Here is a 23,544-nt window from a genome sequence, read left to right as displayed (position 1 = left end):
CCGGTTTTTGCGCTTTCAGTCTTTTGGTGGGGGATCGAGGAAGTATGTCGTACGTAGAAGTACCCGGGGCGAAGGTCCCGATCCGGATGTGGACCGACCCCACGACGGTGGAGGACGGCGCGATGCAGCAGCTCCGCAACGTCACGACACTGCCGTGGATCAAGGGCCTCGCGGTCATGCCGGACGTCCATTACGGCAAGGGCGCGACGGTCGGTTCGGTCATCGCCATGCGCGGCGCGGTCTGTCCGGCGGCGGTCGGGGTCGACATCGGCTGCGGGATGTCCGCCGTCAAGACGTCCCTGACGGCCAATGACCTGCCGGGCGACCTGTCCGGGCTCCGCTCGAGGATCGAGCAGGCGATCCCGGTCGGCCGCGGGATGCACGACGAGGCGGTGGACCCGAGCCGCTTCCACGGCTTCTCGCTGACGGGCTTCGACGACCTGTGGGCACGGTTCGACGGGGTCGCGGAGGCGGTCAAGTTCCGTCAGGAACGGGCCACGAAGCAGATGGGAACGCTCGGATCGGGAAATCATATGATCGAGGTTTGTCTCGATCAGTCGGATTCGGTCTGGTTGATGCTGCACTCCGGCTCCCGCAACATCGGCAAGGAACTGGCCGAGCATCACATCGGCGTTGCTCAGAAGCTGCCCCACAACCAGGATCTGGTCGACCGTGACCTGGCGGTCTTCGTGGCGGACACTCCGGAGATGGCTGCCTACAGGAACGATCTGTACTGGGCGCAGGAGTATGCGAAGCACAACCGCGCGATCATGATGGCGCTGCTCAAGGGCGTGATCAGCAAGGAGTTCAAGAAGGCCAAGGTGACCTTCGACCAGGAGATCTCCTGCCACCACAACTACGTGGCGGAGGAGCGTTACGACGGCATGGATCTGTTGGTCACCAGGAAGGGCGCGATCCGCGCGGGCAGCGGCGATTTCGGGATCATCCCGGGGTCCATGGGCACCAGCTCGTACATCGTGAAGGGCCTCGGGAACGAGAAGGCGTTCAACTCGGCCTCGCACGGAGCGGGCCGGCGGATGAGCCGGAACGCGGCGAAGCGGCGCTTCACGGTCCGGGACCTGGAGGAGCAGACGCGTGGTGTGGAGTGCCGTAAGGACTCTGGCGTCCTCGACGAGATTCCGGCCGCCTACAAGCAGATCGATCAGGTGATGGCTCAGCAGCGGGACCTGGTAGAGGTCGTCGCGAAGCTCAAGCAGTTCATCTGTGTGAAGGGCTGAGACAGCACTGGGCCCCCGGAGCCGATGCTCCGGGGGCCCAGTGCCGGCTGTCAGCCGACGGCGTTCTCCTCGGGCGGCATGGGCACCCGCCCGGTCTTCAGGCGCCACAGGCGAAGGCTGCAGCTCTGCTCTGTACGCCCGAGTTCCTCAGCGGAGGCAGCGGGGCTGTCGAGCTTGAGCAGGACTCGGTCCTCCCACGCCTTCCATCGGCGCCGGGGTGGTGCGATCTTCATGTCCGCAGGGCGCACCCAGTCGGAGAGCGTCGCGGCCGCTGTGCGTTTGCGCTCCAGGCTCAGGCAGCCGGGGTAGTAGAGGTGCGCACTCAGCTCCTGCGCTGCTTCCTTTGTGTAGAGGATGTTGTAGATGCTGTCGCGGGCGTTGCGCTTGATGGTGCGCTGTGCACCCGTCACCTTCTTCGCGTAGTGGCAGAGGTAGGCTCCCACCGCCGTACTCGCCGTGGTCAGGGAGACAAATGGGAAGCCCTGTTCGGTGTAGCCGACCGAGCCATCCGCATCGATCACGCCGCGTAGGTAGTCCGGGCGTGAGAACGGCACACGGGGCGGCGTGATCTTGACTGACTTCTTGCCGTAGGGCAGGCCCAGCTTGTTCAGTCGCGTTCGGGCCTCCAGGGAGCACAGGCTCCATGTGGCGGAGTGGTGGGAACCGCTGAAGTTGGTCTGGCGCGTGCGCTCTGTGATGGACGTGTAGTACGGCGTGAGGCGCTGGAACTCCTCCAGTATGTGGAGGTCCCGCGCGTTGATCTCAACCGTCAGGCGGCCCTTCCGGCCCGCCCCTTAGCCCAGGTGCCCGTCGGCCTGTATGAAGCCGAACATGTACGCGTAGTCGGGGTTTTCGAGGTCCATGAAGGGCCCGTTAGGCTCGCGTTCAGCCATGGGAAGGTCTCTGCTTCCTGTGGTGAGGCCTGTGGTCGGGACGGCTATCCCGGCCACAGGCTGCTTCTTTGTGGTTGTGCGCGAGCGTAGGGCGAAGGTTCGGGTGTCGTACGGACGATGGGGTGTGTTCACCCGATTGGATCAGCGTTCGCGGTGGATCTTGGTGTTGGAGGCCTGGGCTCGGGGGCGGACGACCAGGAGGTCGATGTTGACGTGGGGTGGGCGGGTGACCGCCCAGGTGACCGTGTCGGCGACGTCGTCGGCCGTCAGGGGGTCGGCCACGCCCTCGTAGACCTTCGCGGCCTTCTCCGTGTCGCCGTGGAAGCGGGTGGTCGCGAACTCCTCCGTCCTGACCATGCCGGGGGCGATCTCGATGACGCGGACCGGGGTGCCGACGATCTCCAGGCGGAGGGTCTCGGCCAGGACGTGGGCGCCGTGCTTGGCGGCGACGTAGCCGGCGCCGCCCTCGTAGGTGGAGTGGGCCGCCGTGGAGGAGATCACGACGACCGTGCCCGCGCCGCTCGCCGTGAGGGCGGGGAGCAGGGCCTGGGTCATGTGGAGGGTGCCGAGGACGTTGACCTCGTACATGCGGCGCCACTCCTCGGGGTCGCCGGTGGCGACGGGGTCGGCGCCGAGTGCGCCGCCCGCGTTGTTGACCAGGACGTCGCAGCGGGCGAGCCCCGCGGCGAAGGCGTCGACCGCCGCGCGGTCGGTGACGTCCAGGGGGTGGGCCGTGGCCTGGTGGCCGGCCGCGGTGAGCTCGGCGGCCAGGGTCTCGACGCGGTCCTTGCGGCGGGCCGTGAGGATCACGTGGTGGCCGGCCTCCGCGAGGCGGCGTGCGGTGGCCGCGCCGATGCCGCTGCTGGCTCCGGTGACGACGGCGACGGGGAGGGCGGCGGCGGTCATGGCGGGGCTCCTCGTACAAGTGGTCGGGTGAGGCGTTGTCAGCATAGGTCGGCGGCGGTGACGCGGCGGAATGGGGGAACGCCGGGCCGCTCGGCCGCGTGGCTGCGTCGGGGGCGGTATGAAATCGGTATCTTCGGGACATGTTTGCTCTGCGCAAGGCCGCTCTGGCGGTTTCCCTGGCGGCGGCGACCGTGGTGGGCCCGGGCGTCGGTGGTGGCGTGGCGGGCGCCGCGCCCGCGCCTGTCGCGCCTGAGGCGGATGTGGCGTATCACGGGTTCGCGTCCCTCTCGGAAGGCCGGCTCGACGTTCTCGTACTGAGCCGGAACAGCGGGCCGTCGTCGCTGGAGGAGGCGACGGTCCGGCTGGCCTTCTCGGTGCCGGTCGTTCCCGGCAAGCTGCCCCCGGACTGCGTGTGGGGCGGCGACCGCGTCGTGCTGTGCTCGACGGGCGCCCTGCCCTCCGACGGGACCCGGCGCGAGAAGGCCCTGGAGCTGCGGACCGTGGGCACGCCGCACGAGGTGACCCTCCACGTCGACACCGCCTGGAACGGCGGCGCGACGGACAAGAACCCGCAGAACAACGACCATCGCGTTCTCGTGCCGGCCACCGGTGACCCGTACGTGTTCTGACGGCCGCGCCTGACGGCCGCGCCTGACGGCCGCGCCTGACGGCCGCGCCTGACGGCCGGGGCGGTCACGCCGCCGCGTCGCCGCCGAAGTCGCGCAGGGCGTTCTGGACGATGGTCTCCAGGCGGGCGTGGTGGGCGCCGCGCCAGTAGACGCGCCCGCAGGCCGTGCAGCGCGCGAACACGTCGTACGTCCGCTGCGTGCCCTGTTCCAGGTGCTCGCGCACCTCGTCCTTGTGGGCCTGTGTCAGCTCCCCGTTGCAGGCCGTGCAGCGCGTCCACGGCGCGAGCCGCGGGGCGAACCGCTCGAGCACGTCCCGGAGCTGGTCGTCCGGCCGGTGGCTGTACACGTACGCGCCCGCCCACAGCTCGCGGCGGCGCAGCAGCCCCCGGTCGCGCGACAGCATCACGCGCCGCTCCCGCGCCGACTGGGCGGCCAGCGCGGCGTCGCCGATGTCCTCGCTCTCGTACGCCGCGTCCACGCCCAGCAGCCGCAGCCGCCGCGCCAGCGTGCCCAGGTGGACGTCCAGCAGGAATCGGAGCGGGGCGCCCGGCACCCGCTGGGGGCGTTCGACGCCCCGTACCTCGACCTCCTCGCCGTCGGCGGGGACGTGCGCGGGCGTGACCGGGTGGCCGCCCACGAGGAGGGCGCCGACCTCGGTGAGCGGCACGCCCAGCGACTCGACGACATGGCCGAGCGTGGACGCGCCGTCGGTGGTGAGCGGCGTGCGGCCCGCGCGGCGCGCGGCGGGCACGAACAGGCCGAGGGCGGGCGCGAAGCGTATGTGGATCTCCGGTCCGTTCACGCCGCCAGGATGCCACCGGGGCGTGAGCCGGGCCAGATCATTTCGGCGGGGCGGGGGCCCGGTCGTCCCCCGGGTCCTGCCGGTCGGGGTCCTGCCCGTCCTGGGCCCGGCCGTCCGGGGCCCGGACATCCGGGGCCTGGCCGTCCGGGGCCTGGCCGTCCCGGGCCTGGCCGTTCGGTGCGGGCGTGAGGTCGAAGCGCCAGTCGTGACTGCGGGCCAGGTGGCCGGGCGGGTACTCGAAGAGGCGTACGCCGCGCAGCGTGAAGCCGGCCCTGCGGCACACGCCGTTGGACGCGGCGTTCTCGACGGACGGGAAGGCGTGCAGGTGGCGGGGGCTCTGCTCGGTGCGTACCGCGCGGATCCGGTCGATCAGCGCGAGCGTGGCCGCCGTCGCCACGCCGCGGCCCTGGTACGGGGGCAGGACGCTCCACCCGGTCTCGTACACCGGCTCGCCGTCCCAGGTCAGCTCCCAGAAGCCGACCGTGCCGACCGGTACGTCGCCCGGCGGCAGCAGGATCCGGTACATGCGGCCCGCCTCGGGGCGGCCGGCGCTCATCGCCGTGTACCGCCGGTGCCGGTCGGCGAGCCGCGCGGGGGTCTCGGGGCCGCCGAGGTGCACGGTCATCGCGGGGACGTTGGCGGCCCGCAGCAGGTCGTAGTCCAGGGGCGACCAGGCGTCGAGCCGCACAGCGGGGCCCGCCGGGACGGTGTCCTGCCGCGTCACGGCCAGACCAGGCAGTACGGCTGGTGGCCCGCCTCGTGGAGTCGTACGGAGAAGTCCTGCCACTCGTGGAGGAGCTGGTACACGTTGAACGCGTCGCGCGGGCCCCCGCGGTCGGGGACCGTGGACCAGATGAACGCGGCCGCGCCCACCGACTCCTCGCCGACGCCGCGCAGCGGGTCGACGACCGTCATCGGGAGCTTGACCACGGCGTAGTCGGGGTGGAGCACGACCAGTTCCAGCGGGGGGACCTTGTGCAGGGGCATGCCCTGGAGGCCGGTGAGGACCATGGCGGCTATGGTCTCCGGCTTGATCTTGGTGAACATGCCGCCCATGCCCAGCTCGTCGCCCCCGAGTTCCTCGGGGCGCATCGAGATCGGCACGCGCGCGGCGGTGGCGCCGTTGGGTGCGCCGAAGTATTTGTACGTGACGCCCATGCCCCGGCCGCCGCCCCTGTTCTCCAGGGGATCAGCTCCCATGGGCTCGCCCTCCACGGGACCGTTGTCCCGTTCTCGCCGGTGCCTTCCCCGCCGGGCACGCTCGGGCCCCAGATCGCCGGTCCCCTCGCCCCGTCCGCCACCGCGATGCATATCTCCACCCGACTGCTTGCTGGGTATCACGGCCCCCGCCGCGCAACCCGATCATCGTGTCAGTTGACCTCCCCCGCGAGCGTGTGGTGAAACACCTGTTCCGCAACAACGTCCGGGCCTCTGACACCATGGTTTCCGTGAGCTCTCCCTATGACGCCCCAGTTTCGCAGACGCGGAGGACTGGCGCCTTGCCGAAAACAAGGTCCGGAAACCTCCGCTGAAGCAAGATCATGAAGCAGATCGTGAAGCACGGCGTCATGCGAAAGCAAGGGCGTGGGCCGTCTGTGCCCGCGGTTAGTCGATCGTCCACTCGTTCTCGCAGGTCAGGACCCAAGTGTCGTATTCATACGAAGCCCCAGTCTCACAGTCGCTCTTCGACCGCGCGTCCCAGGTGACGCCCGGCGGCGTGAACTCTCCCGTCCGGGCCTTCCGCGCCGTCGGCGGCACGCCCCGGTTCATGGTGTCCGGTACGGGGCCGTACCTCACGGACGCGGACGGGCGCGAGTACGTCGACCTCGTGTGCTCGTGGGGGCCGATGATCCTCGGGCACGCCCACCCCGAGGTGATCGCCGCCGTGCAGGAGGCCGTGGCGCGCGGTACGTCGTTCGGTACGCCGGGTGAGGGCGAGGTGGCGCTCGCGGAGGAGATCGTGGCGCGCGTCGCGCCGGTCGAGCAGGTACGGCTCGTGTCGAGCGGCACCGAGGCGACCATGTCGGCGATCCGCCTGGCCAGGGGTTTCACCGGCCGCGCCAAGGTGATCAAGTTCGCGGGCTGCTACCACGGGCACGTCGACGCGCTGCTGGCGGCGGCGGGCTCCGGTGTCGCGACGTTCGGGCTGCCCGACACGCCCGGTGTCACGGGCGCGCAGGCGGGCGACACGATCGTGCTGCCGTACAACGACCTGGAGGCGGTCCAGGAGGCGTTCCACCGCCACCCGGGCGAGATCGCCTGTGTGATCACGGAGGCGTCGCCCGGCAACATGGGCGTGGTGCCGCCGCGGCCCGGCTTCAACCAGGGTCTGAAGGACGCCTGCGCGAAGAACGGCGCCCTGTACATCTCCGACGAGGTCATGACGGGGTTCCGCACGTCGAAGGCCGGCTGGTACGGGGTCGACGGGGTGACGCCCGATCTGCTGACGTTCGGCAAGGTCATGGGCGGCGGCTTCCCGGCGGCGGCGTTCGGCGGCCGCGCCGACGTCATGGCGCACCTGGCGCCGGCCGGCCCGGTCTACCAGGCGGGCACGCTGTCCGGTAACCCGATCGCCACGGCGGCGGGGCTCGCGCAGCTGCGGCTGCTGGACGACGGCGCGTACGAGAAGGTCGACGCGGTGTCGGCGGAGATCCAGGGCCTTGTGACGGACGCGCTGGCCAAGGAGGGTGTCGCGCACCGGCTGCAGACGGCGTCCAACATGTTCTCGGTGTTCTTCACGGACCGTGAGGTGCGGGACTACGAGGACGCGAAGGGCCAGGAGTCGTTCCGGTTCACGGCGTTCTTCCACGCGATGCTGGCGGAGGGCGTCTACCTGCCGCCGTCGGCGTTCGAGTCGTGGTTCGTGTCGACGGCGCACGACGAGCGCGCGGTCGAGCGGATCGCGGCCGCGCTGCCGGTCGCGGCGCGCGCGGCGGCGGAGGCGACACCGGAGGCCGCGGCATGAGCGGCATGAGCGGCACGGGCGACACCGGCACGGGCGAGGACGTCACCATCGTCCATCTGATGCGGCACGGCGAGGTGCACAACCCGGACGGGATCCTGTACGGGCGCCGGGCCGGCTACCACCTGTCCGAGCTGGGCCGGCAGATGGCCGACCGGGTCGCGGAGCACCTGGCGGGCCGGGACGTCACGTACGTCGTGGCGTCGCCGCTGGAGCGGGCCCAGGAGACGGCGGCGCCGATCGCCAAGACGCACGGTCTGGATCCGGCCACGGACGAGCGGCTGATCGAGGCCGCCAACGTCTTCGAGGGCAAGACGTTCGGCGTCGGCGACGGCGCGCTGCGCAAGCCCGGGAACTGGCGGCACCTGACCAACCCGTTCCGGCCGTCGTGGGGCGAGCCGTACATCGACCAGGTCGTACGGATGATGGGCGCCCTGAACGCGGCGCGTGACGCGGCGCGCGGGCACGAGGCGGTGTGCGTGAGCCACCAGCTGCCGATCTGGATCGTGCGGAGCTTCATCGAGCGGCGCAGGCTGTGGCACGACCCGCGGCGGCGGCAGTGCACGCTCGCGTCGCTGACCACGTTCACGTACCACGGCGACAAGATCGTCTCTGTGGGGTACAGCGAACCGGCCCGCGATCTCGTTCCGGCGCATCTGCTGGCCGGTGCGAAGCCGGTGAAGGGGAAGTCGAAGGCTTTCGGCGCGTAGTTGGGGAGGTCTGGGGGCTGGTTCCGCCCCCGGATCCCCGTCCCGTAACCGTTGTGTCACCGCGGGAACCCCCGCTCCTTTTCCGCCATCTCTGCGTATGCCGACTCGGACTTTTGTCCGGCAAACGCAAGCGCGGATGGGGAACGATATGCGCGGGATCAGTCGAAGGGCATTGCTGGGAGCGGGAGTTGGGACCGCGACCGCGGTCGGGGTGACGGGCTGCGGCCTCGTCGGCGAAAACAACGGGAACAACGGGAACGGCGGGAACAGCGCGAACGGCGGGAACAGCGGGAACAACGGAAGCGGCGGCGGGGGCAAGGAACCGAACGGGAAGCCGCAGGGCCGCCTCATAGGCGACGGCTCCACCTCCGACACCGGAAAGCAGCCCCACCAGCCCGAACGCCCCGTCCCCCTGGAGGCAGGACAGACTCCGCCGCAGTTCGTGATCTTCTCCTGGGACGGGGCGGGCGAGGTCGGGAACGGCCTCTTCCCGCGCTTCCTCGACCTCGCCAAGGACCACGGCGCGGCCATGACCTTCTTCCTCTCCGGGATCTATCTGCTCCCCGAGTCGAAGAAGACGCTCTACCGCCCGCCGAACAACCGCCCCGGCGCGTCCGACATCGGTTACCTCACCGACGAACACATCAAGGACACCCTCAAGAACGTCCGCCGCGCCTGGCTCGAAGGCCACGAGATCGGCACGCACTTCAACGGTCATTTCTGCGGCGGCTCCGGATCCGTCGGGAATTGGACGCCCGAACAGTGGCGCAGTGAGATAGACCAGGCGGTGAAGTTCGTCACCGAATGGAAGACGCACAGCGGCTGGACCGATCTCGACCCGCTGCCTTTCGACTACCGCAAGGAACTCGTCGGCGGCCGCACGCCCTGCCTGCTCGGCCAGGACAATCTGCTGCCGACGGCCAGGAAACTCGGCTGGCGCTACGACGCGTCCTCGCCGGGCGGCCGCCAGGTGTGGCCCGCCAGGCGCCAGGGCGTCTGGGACCTGCCCCTCCAGGCCATCCCGTTCCCCGGCCACTCCTTCGAGGTCCTCTCGATGGACTACAACATCCTCGCCAACCAGTCCAAGAACACCACCCAGGGTGTTCCCTCGCGCTATCCCGGCTGGCGCAAGCAGGCCACCGAGGCGTATCTCGCCGGATTCAACCGCGCGTACGAGACGAACCGCGCGCCGTTCTTCATCGGAAACCACTTCGAGCAGTGGAACGGCGGCATTTACATGGACGCCGTCGAAGAGGCGCTCAAGGGGATGGCCGGCAAGAAGGACGTACGGCTCGTGTCGTTCCGGCAGTTCGTCGACTGGCTCGACGTGCAGGACCCCAAGATCCTGGAGAAGCTGCGCGGCCTGCCCGTGGGAGAATCCCCGGCGGGTGGCTGGAAGGCGTACCTCGCTTAGGCCGGGCGGCCTTACTCAGGTCCGCACTTAGGTCCGCTTCACAACGGGCTTCCATGGGCCTTTCGGGCACTCAGGGGGGTGCCCAAGATCCCCCAAAGGCGCATGCGAAACTTTTCACATGAGCCTCAGCCGCGCCCCCCGAGGGTTCCTGCTCACCGCCGGTGCCATGGCGGCCGCGCTCACGCTCACGGCGTGCAGCGACGACTCCACAGGCAAGTCCGGCGGTGGCGGGAACACCAACTTCGTCACCAACACCGGCGGCATCGACACCGTCGCCAAGGGTGAGCGCACCGGCCCGAAGGGCCTCTCGGGCGAGACTCTGGACGGCGAGAAGCTCGACGTCGCCGACCTCAAGGGCAAGGTCGTCGTCCTCAACGTGTGGGGCTCGTGGTGCGCGCCCTGCCGTGCCGAGGCGCCGCACTTCAAGAAGGTGTCGGAGGAGCTGAAGCCCAAGGGCGTGGAGTTCGTCGGCATCAACACCCGGGACCCGCAGAAGACCAAGGCCCTCGCCTTCGAGCAGGACTTCGGGATCACGTACCCCAGCCTGTACGACCCGTACGGCAAGCTCGTCCTCAACGGCTTCCCCAAGGGCACCCTCCTGCCCCAGGGCATCCCGTCGACCATCGTCCTCGACCGCGACGGCAAGATCGCCGCCCGCTCCCTGAAGGCGGTCGACGAGAAGCAGCTCCGCGAAATGATCCAGCCGGTACTCGACGAGAAGGCCTCGGGGCAGTAGCCGATGTCCCTGAACGAGACGGTCGCCGGCGGCGCGCTCCTGCTGGCCCTCCCCATCGCCCTGCTCGCGGGCCTGATCTCCTTCTTCTCGCCGTGCGTGCTGCCCCTCGTCCCCGGCTACCTCTCGTACGTCACCGGGGTCACCGGCACCGACCTGGCCGAGGCGCGGCGGGGCCGGATGGTCGCGGGTGCCTCGCTCTTCGTGCTCGGCTTCTCGGCCGTCTTCGTCTCGGGCGGCGCGCTCTTCGGGTTCTTCGGCTGGACGCTTCAGCAGCACCGGGAGATCCTCACCACGGTCCTCGGCGTGCTGATGATCGTCATGGGTGTGTTCTTCATGGGGCTCATGCCCTGGTTCACGCAGCGCGAGTTCCGCTTCCACAAGCGGCCGTCCACCGGGCTCGTCGGCGCGCCCGTGCTCGGCGCCCTGTTCGGCATCGGCTGGACCCCGTGCATCGGACCCACGCTGGCGTCCGTCACCGCGCTGGCCGCCAACGAGGCCAGCGCGGGGCGCGGCGCGCTGCTGACCTTCGTGTACTGCCTCGGGCTCGGCCTGCCGTTCATCCTGGCCGCCGTGGCGTTCCGCAAGGCGCTCGGGGCGTTCGGGTGGGTCAAGCGGCACTACGCCTGGGTCATGCGCGTCGGCGGCGGCATGATGATCGCCACCGGGCTGCTCCTGCTCACCGGAGCGTGGGACGTCATGGTGCAGGAGATGCAGAGCTGGTCCGCCGGCTTCGAGGTGGGGATCTGAGGTCACCATGAGCAACACCGAACAGACCGAACAGACCGAACAGCCCGAACAGCGCGAGCAGGCTGAGCGGGCCGAACAGCCCGAGCAGGCTGAACAGGCTGAGCAGCGGCTGTCCACCGCGCCCCGTCAGGACGACGACGGCACCGTCACCCTCCCCTCCCTCGGGTTCGTCGGCTGGATCCGCTGGTTCTGGCGGCAGCTGACGTCCATGCGCGTCGCGCTGATCCTGCTCTTCCTGCTCTCCCTCGGCGCCGTCCCCGGCTCGCTCATCCCGCAGAACGGCGTGGACGCGACCAAGGTGGAGGCCTTCAAGAAGGCCCACACCACGCTGGCGCCGATCTACGAGAAGCTCCAGCTCTTCGACGTCTACAGCTCGGTGTGGTTCTCGGCCGTCTACATCCTGCTGTTCGTCTCGCTCATCGGCTGCATCCTGCCGCGCACCTGGCAGTTCACCGGCCAGCTGCGCAGCCGCCCGCCGGGCGCGCCCAAGCGGCTCACACGCCTCCCCGCGTACACGACCTGGCGCACCACCGCGTCGCCCGACGAGGCGCGCGAGGCCGCCCTGCGGCTGCTGCGCAAGCACCGCTTCCGCACGCACACGGCGGGCGACGCCGTGGCCGCCGAGAAGGGCTATCTGCGCGAGGCAGGCAACCTCCTCTTCCACGTCGCGCTGATCGTGATGCTCGTGGCGTTCGCCTGGGGCCAGCTCTACAGGTCCGAGGGCGGCAAGCTGGTCGTCGAGGGCGACGGGTTCTCCAACACCCTCATCCAGTACGACGACTTCCGCTCCGGCACGATGTTCAGCACGCACGACCTGGAGCCGTTCAGTTTCGAGCTGAAGCAGTTCACCGGTACGTACGAGACGAGCGGCCCGCAGCGCGGTACACCCCGCACCTTCGAAGCCGACGTGACGTACGCCGAGGCCGGCGGCCCCGACAAGAAGGCCGTCATCCGCGTCAACGAGCCGCTGAAGGTCGGGGACGCCAAGGTCTACCTGATCCAGCACGGGTACGCCCCCGTCGTCACCGTTCGCGACGCCCGCGGCAAGGTCGTCTTCAAAGAGGCCGTACCGCTGCTGCCCACCGACGCCAACGTCAGCTCGCAGGGCGTCATCAAGGTGATGGACGGCTACCGCAACGCGAAGGGCGAGAAGGAGCAGCTCGGCTTCCCCGCGTTCTTCGTCCCGACGTTCGCGGGCAAGGGCCAGGGCGAGATGTTCTCGCAGTTCCCGGGGCTCGTCTTCCCGGCGCTGAACCTGTCCGCCTACCACGGCGACCTGCGCGTCGACAGCGGTGTGCCGCAGAACGTCTACCAGCTCGACACCAGCAAGATGAAGCCGTACGAGGACGCGAACGGCGAGATCTTCAAGAAGACGCTGCTGCCCGGCGAGACCATGACGCTGCCGGACGGCGCCGGGTCGATCACCTTCGAGAAGGAGATCAAGGAGTGGGCGAGCTTCCAGATCTCCCAGCAGCCCGGCAACGGCTGGGCCCTGGGCGGTGCCGTGGCCGCGCTGCTCGGCCTGGTCGGGTCGCTGTTCGTGCAGCGGCGCCGGATCTGGGTCCGGGCCGTGGAGGGTGCGGACGGCGTGACCGTCGTCGAGATGGCGGGGCTGGGGCGGAGCGAGTCCCCGAAGCTCCCCGAGGAGCTGGCCGGGCTCGCGGCCGCGCTCCATTCCGTGGCGCCGAGCGCGCCGCCGAGGAACGATCCGGAGCCGGATCCCGATACTGAACAGGCTGTTCCCGCTGTTCCTGCCGAAGGGGCTGAGAAGTGCTGTGCTTCTCCGGGGGACGACCCCCGGACCCCCAGCAGTAGGTCCGACGGAGAGACGTCGCACGAAGCAAGCCAAGGGGCAACACAGTGACCATCGCCGCCGCGACGAACGAGAATCTGGCGCAGATCAGCAACGTCCTCGTCTACTCGGCGATGGCCGTGTACACGCTGGCGTTCCTGGCGCACATCGCCGAGTGGGTGCTCGGCAGCCGCAGCAAGGTCGGCCGCACCGCCGCCGCCCTCACCGCGGCGCGGAAGGCCGCGGCGCCCGCGCCCGCCGTGCAGGTCCGCACCGCGGGCGGCGGTACCGCCGTGCTCGACAAGCCGGAGGTCGCCGACAGGCCGGAGGTCGTCACCCGCTCCGCCACCGCAGCCCGGGACGTCCCGGACGGGCCCGGCGCGGCCGGCGGCGACGAGCAGGGCGACCTGTACGGGCGGATCGCCGTATCGCTCACGACACTGGCGTTCCTGCTGGAGGCCGCCGGTGTCGTGGCCCGCGCCCTGTCGGTGCAGCGGGCGCCGTGGGGCAACATGTACGAGTTCTCGCTGACGTTCTCGACCGTCGCGACCGGCGCGTACCTCGGCTTCCTCCTCGCCAAGAAGAGCATCCGCTGGCTCGGCCTGCCCCTCGTCACGACCGTCCTGCTGGACCTGGGCATCGCCACGAAGTGGCTGTACACCGAGAGCGACCAGCTCGTCCCCGCCCTGGACTCGTACTGGCTGTGGATCCATGTCTCCACGGCGATCTTCTGCGGCGCCGTCTTCTACATCGGCGCCGTGGCCACGCTGCTGTACCTGTTCCGCGACGCGTACGAGGTGAAGGTCGAGCGCGGCGAGAAGCCGGGCGCCTTCGCGCGGTCCGTGATGGAGCGGCTGCCGTCCGCGGCGTCCTTCGACAAGCTCGCGTACCGCGTCAACGCGGCCGTGTTCCCGCTGTGGACGTTCACGATCATCGCGGGCGCCATCTGGGCGGGCGACGCCTGGGGCCGCTACTGGGGCTGGGACCCCAAGGAGGTCTGGTCCTTCATCACCTGGGTCGCGTACGCGTGCTACCTGCACGCCAGGGCCACGGTCGGCTGGAAGGGCCGCAAGGCCGCCTACCTGGCGCTGGTCGCGTTCGCGTGCTGGCTGTTCAACTACTACGGCGTGAACATCTGGGTCGACGGGCTCCACTCGTACGCGGGCGTCGACTGACCCACGGCCCGGGCCGCCGCCCGCCGGGGTAGCGGGTCCGGCGCGGCGGCGTGACGCTGGAGGTATGGACACGGACGCCGACGCCGTCATGGACACCGGGGCCGCGCACAGCGAGACGCACAGCGAGACCCACGGCGACACGCACGTCCTGCGGTTCGTGGTGCCGCTCGGGCGCCCCGAGGAGGAGGTGTGGCCGGCCGTCTCGACCCGCGAGGGCCTCGGGACCTGGCTGGCCGCCGCCGATGTGCTGGAGCGCCACCTCGGCGGGGCCGTCACGCTGCGCTGGCTGGACGAGCCGGGGGCCGCGGCGGTCGCCGGGACGGTCACCGCGTGGGACGTGGAGCGGGTCGTCGAGTACTCGCTCGCGGGCGACGCGGGCCGGCTGCGGTTCCACCTGGAGCCGGGCGAGCACGGCGACCGCGGGGCGACCGTGCTGCGCTTCACGCACACCTTCGAGGGGCCCGACCACCTGCGCCGCGCCCGCCTCGCCGTGTGGCCCGCCCGTTTCCACCACCTGGCCAGGGCGCTGTAGCCGCGCCCGTACGCCGCCTGCTGACGTCGCGCGCGTCACCGGCGTCGCCGGCGTCGCTGACGTCGCCGGCCGCTACGGCCGCCGCGGCGGCAGGCAGTCGTCCGCCGGCGGCTTGCCCTCCGGCCACGCCATCTCGACGAACCGCGGCGCGTCCGCGGTGAGCTGCACCACCGGCACCGCCTTGTTGTACGGGTTGCCGAAGTTGTCGAGGCAGATCCAGCCGCTCGCGCCCTCGACCTTCAAGGAGCCCTTCACCTGCGGCCACTGCCGCGCCACGTCCGCGAGCGGCGGCAGGCGCTCGCCCCTCGGTGTCGCCTCCCGTACGGCCCGTACGGCCGCGGCCATCGCGTCGTACGCGACGATCGTCTGCCCGTCCGCGAGCGCGGTCGGCCCGACCGGACCCGCCGGCGCCTTCGCCACCTCGCCCAGGGCCCGTACGAACTCCCCGTACGCGGCCGTTGATCCGCCCGTGGCGGGCGGCGTGTACGTCGCCGTCTTCTGCCACGCGTCGGGGTGGGCGAGGGCCGCGTACAGGACCGTGAGGCCCGCCGACAGGGCGTCCCGGTCGAGCTGCGGGTCCGCGCCCAGGTACGAGCCCTCGTCGCCGGTCAGCACCCTGAACGAGCGGTCCTTGCAGCCGCGCGCCCCCAGCGCGTTGATGAACTGCCGCAGTTGCGTGTGGCGTCCGGCGAAGAACACGGTCTCCGCGCGCGTGTCGCACACCAGGTGCGTGATCTGCCGGAACGTGTTGGCCGTCGTCCCCTCGGCGTTCGGGTCGTCGGCCGACGTGAAGAGCTGCGGCTCGTACGGCGACTTGGCGAGCAGGTCCGAGAACGCGTCCTTCAGCGTGTCCGTGTAGTGGTCGCCGGTCCGCGTGTCGTGGACGAGGAGCGCCTTGGCCGCGTCGACCTCGCCGAAGTGGGCGAGGGCGCGCGCCTCGTCGCCGTTCGTGGGGGAGACGCGGGCGAGGCCGGGAAACCGGTTGCGGTTGGGCGCGTTGGCGATGTCGTCGGCGGTGATGGTGGTGCCGACGACGGCGATGCCCGCGCCCGTCAGCTCCGCGACGGCCTCGCGGACGGCGGTGCTGCTGGTGGCGATGCCGGAGACCGCGCGCAGATGGTGCGGGGCGCCGGTCAGGGTCTTCAACTGGTCGACGGCGGCCTTCCAGTGGACGTTGTCCTTGCCGGAGTTGGCGAGGACGAGCCGGATCTTCGGCGACTCGTTGTTCTGCCGGTTCGCGCGGTACTGCTGGGCGAAGGCGCCCTGCAGCTCGTGCAGGACCTTCTCGCGCAGGCCCGCGCTGGTGGAGGTGAGCGGCAGCAGCACGGCGACCGTCGCGTACTGGCCGTCCTTCAGGCCCGCGTTCTCGCGGCCGATGGCCGCCGCCACCTGCGCGAGGTGCTCCTGCCCGAACGCGTAGCCCCGGCCCTCGACGGCGACGCCCACGCATTCGTCGCTGTCCTCGGGGCGTGCCACGCCCGGCGCGCAGGAACGGTCCTCCGGTGTGGTGACGCGCTGCACGACGGTGACGGTGCCCCAGGCCAGCAGGGCGAGCACCACCGTACTGGTGATGATGCGCTGGCGCGGTGTGAAGAAGACGCGGTAGCGCAGGAAGCGCAGCAGGTTTCCGATGAACTGCCCCATGTTCGTCAGGCTCCGTCCTCGTGCCCGGGCGGCGACGACAGGCTCCGCCAGGCTCGGATGTCCCTCGGCCAGTGGGTGGCCGCGTCCCAGAGCGGGCTGCTGCCGGTCAGGTGCCGGCCGGAAAGCTGGCGCAGCTCGTGCGCCATCCGGTCGATGACGTCGTCGTCCGGCAGGGTGAGCGGGTCGGTGAGCAGCCACACGGCGTGCAGCAGGCGCCGTACGGACAGGTGGAGGGCGGCGCCCTCCGCGTCCAGGCCGTCGGGCGGCGGGCCGCCCGGGTCCTGCCCCAGGGCCAGCGCCCGCCGCGGATCGGGCCCGGGGCGGTGCCGGTCGCGCGGGTACGGCGCGGAGGCGACGAACCGCAGCCGGTCCAGCCAGCCGTGCACGTCCGGGTCGGGGAACGTCGCGCGGAGCAGGTCCACGGTCGGCTCGGTGCGGCCCAGGGCCAGTTCCTGGCGCAGCCGGTACGGGGTGGGGTCCGGGCCGTAGTGGCGGTGCAGCGTCTCGTGGACGGCCCGCCACGCGGCGTACGCGGGCGCGTCGTCGTCGTGGAAGCGCAGCCGGTGCAGCAGCAGGGCGCGCAGCAGCGGGTCGGCCACGAAGTGCGCGGGCTCGCCGGGGCGGGCGGGCCCCGCGGGCCAGCCGTCCGCGCGCAGCGCGTCGCGGATGCGCAGCGCCACGTCGCCCTCCGCGGACGCGGCGCGCAGCCGGGTGCGGGCCAGGACCCGCGCCGAGTCCTCGTCGTGCGCGGCGGCCAGCACCGCGAGGACGGCGGGCTCGTCGGGCCTGAGGTCCGGTATCAGCTCGTCCAGCAGCGTCTCGGCGACCGGCACGGCGGCCGCGTCCTCCCGCAGCTCGACCGTCAGGTCCAGCAGCGCCCCGGGCGTGAGCGCGCCGCGCACTCCGGCGGGTGCCTCGCCCGCGGCGCGGCCCAGGAACGCGACGCCCAGCGGGCGGCCGCCGGTCAGCCGCTGCACGGCGCCGGGGAGGTCGGCGGGGGTGCGGCCCGCCGGGTCGTACCGGTCGAACAGGCTGCGGGTCTGCGCGGCGCTCAGCGGCGTGAGCTCCACGGCGAGGACGCCCGACGTGATGTCGGGCCCGCGCGGGCAGGGCGCCCGGTGGGCGACCTCCGGCAGCCGCACGCGTGTGGCGTGCCGCAGGCCCTGGTGGCCCAGGTCGCGGGACGCGGCGATGACGACGAGCTGGTCGCGGCGGCCGTCGCTGCGGTCGCGCAGGATCGGCTCGACGAGCCGGCGGCCCAGCGGCAGGTGCGCGTTGTCGAGCAGCACGACCGGGCGGCCGCGCCGGGTGCCGCGGCGCAGCCCCACGTAGGCGCGGCGCAGGTCCTCGACGAGGGCGGCGACGAGGAACCCCTCGGCGTCGGTGCGGCGCGTGCCGCCCTGCGAGAAGTCCACGGCGAGTTGGTGCAGGCCCAGCTTGCCGTTGCCGCCCGCGTTGCGGTAACTGCCGTACCAGCCCTGGGTGCGGCGCAGGTAGCGGCCGAACACCTCCTCCAGGACGGTCTCCACGGTCGCCTCGGCCAGCACCCCGGCCAGCGGGGCGGCGCCGTCGGCTGCGGTCGCGGCGAGCTTGGCGAGGACCTTGGTGACCCAGGTGGTGGCGGTGCCCTTCGCCTCGTCGACCGTCGACAGGACCGGGCCGAGCCGCTGGAGGTCGCGGCGGGCCCGCTCGTCGTCCTCCTGCGACCAGCTGATGCTCGCCACCGCAGCCAGGCCCAGCGAGAGGCGCGGGAACGACACCGGCTTCGCCGACAGGACGCGCGGCGAGAGCTGTACGGCGAGTTCGGCGAGCGCGCCGGTGAGCGGGGTCCAGCCGGGGCCGTGCGCGGCGGGCTCCTCGACGCGGGCGCAGTCGAGCAGGGCCAGCGGGGTGCCGCCGCGGTAGGCGTTGCGGATCTGCTTGAGCAGCGCCGTCTTGCCCATGCCGCGGCCGCCGGCGAAGACCGTGACCGGCGGGTCGTCGCCGTGCTCGAAGCCGACGCCGCCGAAACCGTACGGGGCGAGGCCGGTCAGCCGGGCGGCGAGGCCCGTCGGGTCCAGGACCGCCTCACGGCCGTACAGCTCTCTGTCCACCCGCCACCCCCCGCGCAGCGCCAGCGCCACAAGACACGTCCTGTCACACTTTCAGGTGCAGGATAGCCAAGAGTGGTTGACGTGTCGCGGAGAGTTTCTGATGCGTTATGACTGCTTGGGTTCGTCGTCGCCCTTGTTGTTGCTGTCGTCCTGCTCGCGGCGCTTCAGCTCCTCCTCGCGGCGGCGCAGGTCCGCCTCCCAGTCCTTGAGGACGGACTCGTCCTTCTTGTTCTCCTCGCGGAGGGACTTGAGGAACTCGGGGTTGTCGTCGGGGGCGACCCACTCGGTGCGGTGGTTGCGGTGCCACTCGCTGGGCGTGCGGCCCTTCGCGGGGGCGTGCCGCGTCTTGCCGGCGGCGAGCCACACGATCGGGCCGACGATCCAGAACAGCAGGATGATGAAGACCCACGCCACCTTGGGCAGGTGCTTGGCCTCGTCCTCGGGGGTGTTCAGGCAGTCGATGAACGCGTAGATCGTCAGTGCGATCGGCAGGATGTACATCAATGCCCTGAGCATGCGGGACAGCCCCCTGGATGCGACGGCGGGCCGTGCTTGGAGGCCCTGTGACACGCCCAGGGTAGCCGGTGGCCTCCGTACGCCTCACGGCCTGTGGACAGCTGTGCGCACCGGTGCGCACGCCGCGCGGGCGCGGCACGGGACGGGCCCCGCGCGGGCCCGCGCGGGGCATCGCGGATACTGGGGCGCATGGCTTACGACGATCTCCGCTCGCTGCTCCGGGCCCTGGAGCGGGAGGGCGACCTCAAGCGCATCAAGGCCGAAGTGGACCCGTACCTCGAAGTCGGGGAGATCGTCGACAGAGTCAACAAGGCGGGCGGCCCCGCCCTGCTGTTCGAGAACGTCAAGGGCTCGGCCATGCCGCTGGCCATGAACGTCTTCGGCACCGACCGCCGGCTGCTCAAGGCCCTGGGTCTGACGTCGTACGGCGAGATCGGCGAGAAGATCGGCGGCCTGCTCAAGCCGGAGCTGCCGCACGGCTTCGTCGGCGTCCGCGAGGCCTTTGGCAAGCTCGGCTCGATGGTCCACGTCCCGCCGAGGAAGGTGAACTCCGCGCCCGTCCAGGAGACCGTCCTGACCGGCGACGACGTGGACCTGGACCGGCTGCCTGCCCTGTTCACCTGGCCCAAGGACGGCGGGTCCTTCTTCAACCTGGGCCTCACGCACACCAAGCACCCCGAGACCGGCGTACGGAACCTCGGCCTCTACCGCCTCCAGCGCCACGACAAGCGCACCATCGGCATGCACTGGCAGATCCACAAGGACAGCCGCAACCACTACGCGGTCGCCGCCGCGCGCGGCGAGCGGCTGCCCGTGGCGATCGCCTTCGGCTGCCCGCCCGCCGTCACGTACGCCTCGACGGCGCCGCTGCCGGGGGACATCGACGAGTACCTCTTCGCCGGCTTCGTGGCGGGCAAGCGGATCGAGATGGTCGACTGCAAGACCGTCCCGCTCCAGGTCCCGGCGAACGCGGAGGTCGTGCTCGAAGGGTGGCTGGAGCCGGGCGAGATGCTCCCGGAGGGCCCCTTCGGCGACCACACCGGCTTCTACACCCCGCAGGAGCCGTTCCCCGCGCTCAGGATCGACTGCGTCACGATGCGGCGGCGGCCGCTGCTCCAGTCGATCGTGGTCGGCCGCCCGCCGACCGAGGACGGCCCGCTGGGCCGCGCGACGGAACGCTTCTTCCTGCCGCTGCTCAAGATCATCGTCCCGGACATCGTGGACTACCACCTGCCGGAGTCCGGCGGCTTCCACAACTGCGCGATCGTCTCGATCGACAAGAAGTACCCCAAGCACGCGCAGAAGGTCATGCACGCCATCTGGGGCGCGCACATGATGTCGCTGACCAAGCTGATCGTCGTGGTGGACAAGGACTGCGACGTCCACGACCTGCACGAGGTCTCCTGGCGGGCGCTGGGCAACACCGACTACTCCCGTGACCTCACGGTCGTCGAGGGGCCCGTGGACCATCTGGACCACGCGTCGTACCAGCAGTTCTGGGGCGGCAAGGCCGGTATCGACGCCACCAGGAAGCTGCCCGAGGAGGGCTACACCCGCGACGGCGGCTGGCCCGACATGGTCGAGTCCGACCCGGCGGTCGCCGAACGGGTGACGCGGCGCTGGAAGGAGTACGGCCTGTGACCGCCGCCGACGAGGCCGTCGCACCCGCCGCGGCCCCGCGCCGCCCCGGCAGGGTGCGGGCGTTCCTCCGGCTGGTGATGATCGAGCACTCGGTCTTCGCGCTGCCCTTCGCCTACATCGCGGCGCTCACCGCGATGTTCCAGGTGTCGGGCCGCGTCGACTGGTGGACGCTCCTCCTCGTCACCGTGGCCATGGTGGGGCTGCGCACCTTCGCGATGGCCGCGAACCGGATCATCGACCGGGAGATCGACGCCCGCAACCCGCGTACGGCGGGCCGTGAACTGGTCACCGGCGCCGTGTCCGTACGGTCCGCGTGGACCGGCGCGCTGATCGCCCTGGTGGTCTTCCTGGGCGCGGCGGCCCTGCTGAACCCGCTGTGCCTGGCCCTCGCCCCGGTCGCCGTCGTACCGATGGTGGTGTACCCGTACGGGAAGCGGTTCACGAACTTCCCGCACGCCATCCTCGGGCTGGCCCAGGCCATCGGGCCGGTCGGGGCGTGGCTCGCGGTCACCGGGGCGTGGTCGTGGGACGCCGTGATCCTCGGCCTCGCCGTCGGCGTGTGGATCGGCGGCTTCGACCTGATCTTCGCCTGCCAGGACGTCGACGCCGACCGCGCGCACGGCGTCCTGTCCGTACCGGCACGCTTCGGCATCCCGGCCGCCCTGTACGGGGCGCGGGGAAGCCACGCGGTGACGGCGGCGCTCCTCGTCTGGTACGCCCTGGCGACCGGTGCCGGCCTCTGGTTCTGGACCGGCCTCGTCATCGTCGCCGTGGCGTTCCTCTACGAGCACACCATCGTGAAGCCCGGCGACCTGTCCCGCCTGAACCGGGCGTTCTTCACCGTCAACGGTTTCATCGGGATCGCGCTCTTCGTGTGCGCGCTGCTCGACCTGGTGGTGCGCGGCCTCACCGTATGAGTGCCGCCGCGTCGCCGCGCCTGGGGCGGCGCCGGAAGACGAACGCCGCCAGCACGCCCGCCGCCAGGCCGAACAGGTGGCCTTGCCAGCTCACGTCGGACCGGGTGGGGGATATGCCGAGCAGGATCGTCGAGCCCCAGATCACGCCGATGGCCACGCCGACGCCGATGTCCAGCGGTACGCGGTCCACGAAGCCGCGCACCAGCAGGTAGCCGAACAGGCCGAAGATCAGGCCGGACGCGCCGGCCGTGTTGCTGTACGCGGGCGCGACGAGCCAGACGCCGAGCCCGTCCACGACCACGATCAGCGCCGCCACCGCCAGGAACCGGCGTATGCCGCCCAGCGCGGCGAGGAAGCCGAAGACCAGCAGCGGGACCGTGTTGGCCGCGACATGGCCGAAGCCGAAGTGCAGGAACGCGGCCGGGACGAGGTCGCGCAGCTCGGCGGCCTCGCGCGGCGAGATCCCGTACGGGTCGAGGGCGTGCCCCGTCGCCAGGTCGACGGCCTCCAGGATCCACAGCAGGGCGATCCAGCCCGCCATGAGGCCCGCGGCGGCCTTCACCCGGTCGGCCCCGCTCCACTCTCTTCCCGTACCGCTGGTACGTCCCGTGCCGCCGTACGCCATCGCGCCCCCCGTGCTGTCGCGCGTCTCCTGCCTGTGTCTGGAAACGTACGGCGCACCCCGTGGAGTTCCGGCCCGCGGACCGGGCCGAGCCCCTCGCGCCGGTGGCCGGATAGGCTCAGCGGCGTGGAGCCGGTAGAACAGCAGCGTCGTCGTCCGTGGGTCGTCGGGGTATCGGGGGCGTCCGGGACGCCCTACGCGGCAGCCGTGCTGCGGGGGCTGCTCGCAGCGGGCGAGAGCGTCGACCTGGTGGTGTCGCGGGCCGCGCGGCTGACGCTGCTCGACGAGACGGGCATCGCCTTCCGGGACGCGCACTGGCGCGAGGACCTCGCGGAGTGGCTGGCGCGCGGCGCGGACGGCAAGCCGCGGACGTTCGACGTGGACGTGGCGGGCGCGGGCGCGGACATACGGCACTGGGCGGCGGGCGACCTGGCCGCGGGACCGTCGTCGGGCTCGTACCCGGCGAAGGGGATGCTGATCGTGCCCGCGTCCACGGCCTGTGTGGCCGGAGTGGCGCTGGGCCTGTCGAAGGACCTGCTGCAGCGGGCGGCGAGCGTGGTGCTCAAGGAGCGGCGTCCGCTGGTGGTCGCGGTGCGCGAGACGCCCCTGAACGGGCAGACGCTGAAGGCTCTGGTGGCGCTGGACGAGGCGGGCGCCGTGGTGCTGCCCGCCTCTCCGGCGTTCTACGCGGGGGCGACGCACATCCAGGACCTGGTGGACTTCGTCGCCGGGCGGGTGCTGGACGCGGCAGGGGTGCCGCACCGGCTGTACCGCCGCTGGGAGGGAGAGCTCGGTGGCTCCCGTAAGGACTGACGGCCCGCCGGTCAGCGCTTCTTGCCGCGGAACGGCAGACGGAGGACTCCGCCGCCCTCCCCGGCCTGGTGCCGCGCTGCGACGGCGGCCTTGCGAACACGCGAGCGGCTGGCCTCCTGCTGCATCGCACGCATATGGGCGAGGGCCATCTCGATCGTGTACACGGTGAGTGTCATCTCCTGAGGGATCGTCGTTGATCAACTGAATGAATCGCAGGGATTTCGCCCCTGCATACCTTAGATTCTACACCCGAACCTGCTAGATCGCTGAACAATGGAAGGCTCAGGTATATGGACGCCGTGGATAGGCAGCTCATCCAGGCCCTGCGGGAGAACGGCAGGGCCTCGTACGCCGAGCTCGGCCGGCTCGTCGGGCTCTCCGGGCCCTCCGTCACCGACCGCATCAACCGCCTGGAGGCGGCCGGCGTCATCACCGGCTACCGCGCGACGGTCGACGCCGCGTCCCTCGGCCTGGGCGTGACCGCGCTCATCGGCATCTCGCTCTCCGACGCCGCCGACCACGAGGACGTGGCGCGCCGCCTCAAGGACCTGCGGGAGATCGAGGACTGCTGGTTCATCGCGGGCGACGACTCGTACATGCTCAAGGTCCGGGCCAGCGACGTGGACGGCCTGGAGAAGATCATCCGCCGCCTCTCCGGCACGAAGGGCGTCTCGCGGACCCGTACGACCATCGTTCTCTCCACGAAGTGGGAGAACCGGGTCGGGGAACTGCCCGACGAGTCATAGGCGTACGGTGGTGGGG

23 protein-coding genes and 1 pseudogene are annotated in these 23,544 nt (G+C 71.2%); 14 read left to right on the top strand and 10 right to left on the bottom strand.

What is annotated here, in order from left to right:
• Positions 1–44: 44 nt before the first annotated feature.
• Positions 45–1,238, top strand: coding sequence for an RtcB family protein (locus HTZ82_RS28615; RefSeq protein WP_175412307.1), 1,194 nt, complete (start codon positions 45–47; stop codon positions 1,236–1,238).
• Between the two features lie 50 nt (positions 1,239–1,288).
• Here the strand turns inward: HTZ82_RS28615 and HTZ82_RS28610 are convergent.
• Positions 1,289–2,131: pseudogene (locus tag HTZ82_RS28610) on the bottom strand (hypothetical protein).
• A gap of 141 nt (positions 2,132–2,272) precedes the next feature.
• Positions 2,273–3,037, bottom strand: coding sequence for an SDR family NAD(P)-dependent oxidoreductase (locus HTZ82_RS28605; RefSeq protein WP_175412279.1), 765 nt, complete (start codon positions 3,035–3,037; stop codon positions 2,273–2,275).
• 140 nt (positions 3,038–3,177) lie between these two features.
• Here HTZ82_RS28605 and HTZ82_RS28600 point away from each other — a divergent pair, with 140 nt between their 5' ends.
• Entirely contained in the window at positions 3,178–3,666 is a 489-nt protein-coding gene (locus tag HTZ82_RS28600) for a hypothetical protein (protein WP_175412278.1), read from the top strand.
• Between the two features lie 64 nt (positions 3,667–3,730).
• On the opposite strand, the gene HTZ82_RS28595 is transcribed toward HTZ82_RS28600, so the two are convergent.
• From HTZ82_RS28595 to HTZ82_RS28585, 3 genes are read right to left on the bottom strand one after another with little or no spacing between them, the layout of a single operon-like run.
• Entirely contained in the window at positions 3,731–4,468 is a 738-nt protein-coding gene (locus HTZ82_RS28595; protein ID WP_175412277.1) for a Mut7-C RNAse domain-containing protein, read from the bottom strand.
• A gap of 37 nt (positions 4,469–4,505) precedes the next feature.
• Complete coding sequence (locus HTZ82_RS28590) at positions 4,506–5,192, bottom strand: GNAT family N-acetyltransferase (RefSeq protein WP_309235746.1); 687 nt, start codon at positions 5,190–5,192, stop codon at positions 4,506–4,508.
• Positions 5,189–5,779 (bottom strand): hypothetical protein, encoded by a 591-nt coding sequence (locus HTZ82_RS28585; RefSeq protein ID WP_175412276.1) that lies wholly within the window; start codon positions 5,777–5,779, stop codon positions 5,189–5,191. Before HTZ82_RS28585 ends, HTZ82_RS28590 begins: the two co-directional genes overlap by 4 nt.
• A 334-nt stretch (positions 5,780–6,113) precedes the next feature.
• Here HTZ82_RS28585 and hemL point away from each other — a divergent pair, with 334 nt between their 5' ends.
• The 8 genes from hemL to HTZ82_RS28545 all read left to right on the top strand — a co-directional run bounded on the left by hemL (position 6,114) and on the right by HTZ82_RS28545 (position 14,536).
• The gene (hemL, locus tag HTZ82_RS28580; RefSeq protein WP_175412275.1) at positions 6,114–7,433 is read left to right on the top strand and encodes a glutamate-1-semialdehyde 2,1-aminomutase; all 1,320 of its coding nucleotides are present in this window, start codon (positions 6,114–6,116) and stop codon (positions 7,431–7,433) included.
• 5 nt (positions 7,434–7,438) lie between these two features.
• The gene (locus tag HTZ82_RS28575) at positions 7,439–8,140 is read left to right on the top strand and encodes a histidine phosphatase family protein (protein WP_175412305.1); all 702 of its coding nucleotides are present in this window, start codon (positions 7,439–7,441) and stop codon (positions 8,138–8,140) included.
• 148 nt (positions 8,141–8,288) lie between these two features.
• Positions 8,289–9,554: a hypothetical protein gene (locus HTZ82_RS28570; RefSeq protein ID WP_175412274.1), complete on the top strand. Its 1,266-nt coding sequence runs from the start codon at positions 8,289–8,291 to the stop codon at positions 9,552–9,554.
• Positions 9,555–9,672: 118 nt separating this feature from the next.
• Positions 9,673–10,290 (top strand): TlpA disulfide reductase family protein, encoded by a 618-nt coding sequence (locus HTZ82_RS28565; protein WP_175412273.1) that lies wholly within the window; start codon positions 9,673–9,675, stop codon positions 10,288–10,290.
• Between the two features lie 3 nt (positions 10,291–10,293).
• Positions 10,294–11,037 (top strand): cytochrome c biogenesis CcdA family protein, encoded by a 744-nt coding sequence (locus tag HTZ82_RS28560; RefSeq protein ID WP_175412272.1) that lies wholly within the window; start codon positions 10,294–10,296, stop codon positions 11,035–11,037.
• Between the two features lie 7 nt (positions 11,038–11,044).
• On the top strand, positions 11,045–12,901 hold the full coding sequence (locus HTZ82_RS28555) for a cytochrome c biogenesis protein ResB (RefSeq protein ID WP_175412271.1): 1,857 nt from the start codon (positions 11,045–11,047) through the stop codon (positions 12,899–12,901).
• Positions 12,898–14,004 (top strand): c-type cytochrome biogenesis protein CcsB, encoded by a 1,107-nt coding sequence (gene ccsB / locus HTZ82_RS28550; RefSeq protein ID WP_175412270.1) that lies wholly within the window; start codon positions 12,898–12,900, stop codon positions 14,002–14,004. Before HTZ82_RS28555 ends, ccsB begins: the two co-directional genes overlap by 4 nt.
• A gap of 64 nt (positions 14,005–14,068) precedes the next feature.
• Positions 14,069–14,536, top strand: coding sequence for an SRPBCC domain-containing protein (locus tag HTZ82_RS28545; protein WP_175412269.1), 468 nt, complete (start codon positions 14,069–14,071; stop codon positions 14,534–14,536).
• Positions 14,537–14,608: 72 nt separating this feature from the next.
• Here HTZ82_RS28545 and HTZ82_RS28540 read toward each other — a convergent pair whose 3' ends face one another.
• The 3 genes from HTZ82_RS28540 to HTZ82_RS28530 form a co-directional block, all read right to left on the bottom strand.
• Positions 14,609–16,180 carry a hypothetical protein gene (locus HTZ82_RS28540; RefSeq protein WP_254712182.1) on the bottom strand — a complete coding sequence of 524 codons (1,572 nt, stop codon included), beginning with the start codon at positions 16,178–16,180 and terminating at the stop codon, positions 14,609–14,611.
• A 5-nt stretch (positions 16,181–16,185) separates the two neighbouring features.
• Positions 16,186–18,273 (bottom strand): hypothetical protein, encoded by a 2,088-nt coding sequence (locus HTZ82_RS28535; RefSeq protein WP_175412268.1) that lies wholly within the window; start codon positions 18,271–18,273, stop codon positions 16,186–16,188.
• Between the two features lie 105 nt (positions 18,274–18,378).
• Complete coding sequence (locus HTZ82_RS28530; protein WP_175412267.1) at positions 18,379–18,789, bottom strand: PLD nuclease N-terminal domain-containing protein; 411 nt, start codon at positions 18,787–18,789, stop codon at positions 18,379–18,381.
• Positions 18,790–18,978: 189 nt separating this feature from the next.
• On the opposite strand from HTZ82_RS28530, the gene HTZ82_RS28525 reads away from it, so the two are divergent.
• Entirely contained in the window at positions 18,979–20,430 is a 1,452-nt protein-coding gene (locus HTZ82_RS28525; protein WP_175412266.1) for a menaquinone biosynthesis decarboxylase, read from the top strand.
• Positions 20,427–21,347 carry a menaquinone biosynthesis prenyltransferase MqnP gene (gene mqnP / locus HTZ82_RS28520; RefSeq protein ID WP_175412265.1) on the top strand — a complete coding sequence of 307 codons (921 nt, stop codon included), beginning with the start codon at positions 20,427–20,429 and terminating at the stop codon, positions 21,345–21,347. Before HTZ82_RS28525 ends, mqnP begins: the two co-directional genes overlap by 4 nt.
• Here the strand turns inward: mqnP and HTZ82_RS28515 are convergent.
• The gene (locus tag HTZ82_RS28515) at positions 21,337–21,972 is read right to left on the bottom strand and encodes a rhomboid family intramembrane serine protease (protein ID WP_175412264.1); all 636 of its coding nucleotides are present in this window, start codon (positions 21,970–21,972) and stop codon (positions 21,337–21,339) included. The two genes, mqnP and HTZ82_RS28515, sit on opposite strands and share 11 nt — an antisense overlap.
• Positions 21,973–22,095: 123 nt before the next feature.
• Here HTZ82_RS28515 and HTZ82_RS28510 point away from each other — a divergent pair, with 123 nt between their 5' ends.
• Positions 22,096–22,782: a UbiX family flavin prenyltransferase gene (locus tag HTZ82_RS28510; RefSeq protein WP_175412263.1), complete on the top strand. Its 687-nt coding sequence runs from the start codon at positions 22,096–22,098 to the stop codon at positions 22,780–22,782.
• 11 nt (positions 22,783–22,793) lie between these two features.
• Here the strand turns inward: HTZ82_RS28510 and HTZ82_RS28505 are convergent, their stop codons facing one another.
• The gene (locus HTZ82_RS28505; protein WP_175412255.1) at positions 22,794–22,958 is read right to left on the bottom strand and encodes a hypothetical protein; all 165 of its coding nucleotides are present in this window, start codon (positions 22,956–22,958) and stop codon (positions 22,794–22,796) included.
• A 114-nt stretch (positions 22,959–23,072) separates the two neighbouring features.
• On the opposite strand from HTZ82_RS28505, the gene HTZ82_RS28500 reads away from it, so the two are divergent.
• Entirely contained in the window at positions 23,073–23,528 is a 456-nt protein-coding gene (locus tag HTZ82_RS28500; RefSeq protein ID WP_175412262.1) for an Lrp/AsnC family transcriptional regulator, read from the top strand.
• The last annotated feature ends 16 nt before the right edge of the window (positions 23,529–23,544 follow it).

Origin of the sequence: Streptomyces sp. TRM64462, assembly GCF_013362995.1 — a bacterium.
GTDB lineage: Bacteria > Actinomycetota > Actinomycetes > Streptomycetales > Streptomycetaceae > Streptomyces.
This window is presented reverse-complemented; position numbering and strand designations above follow the sequence as displayed.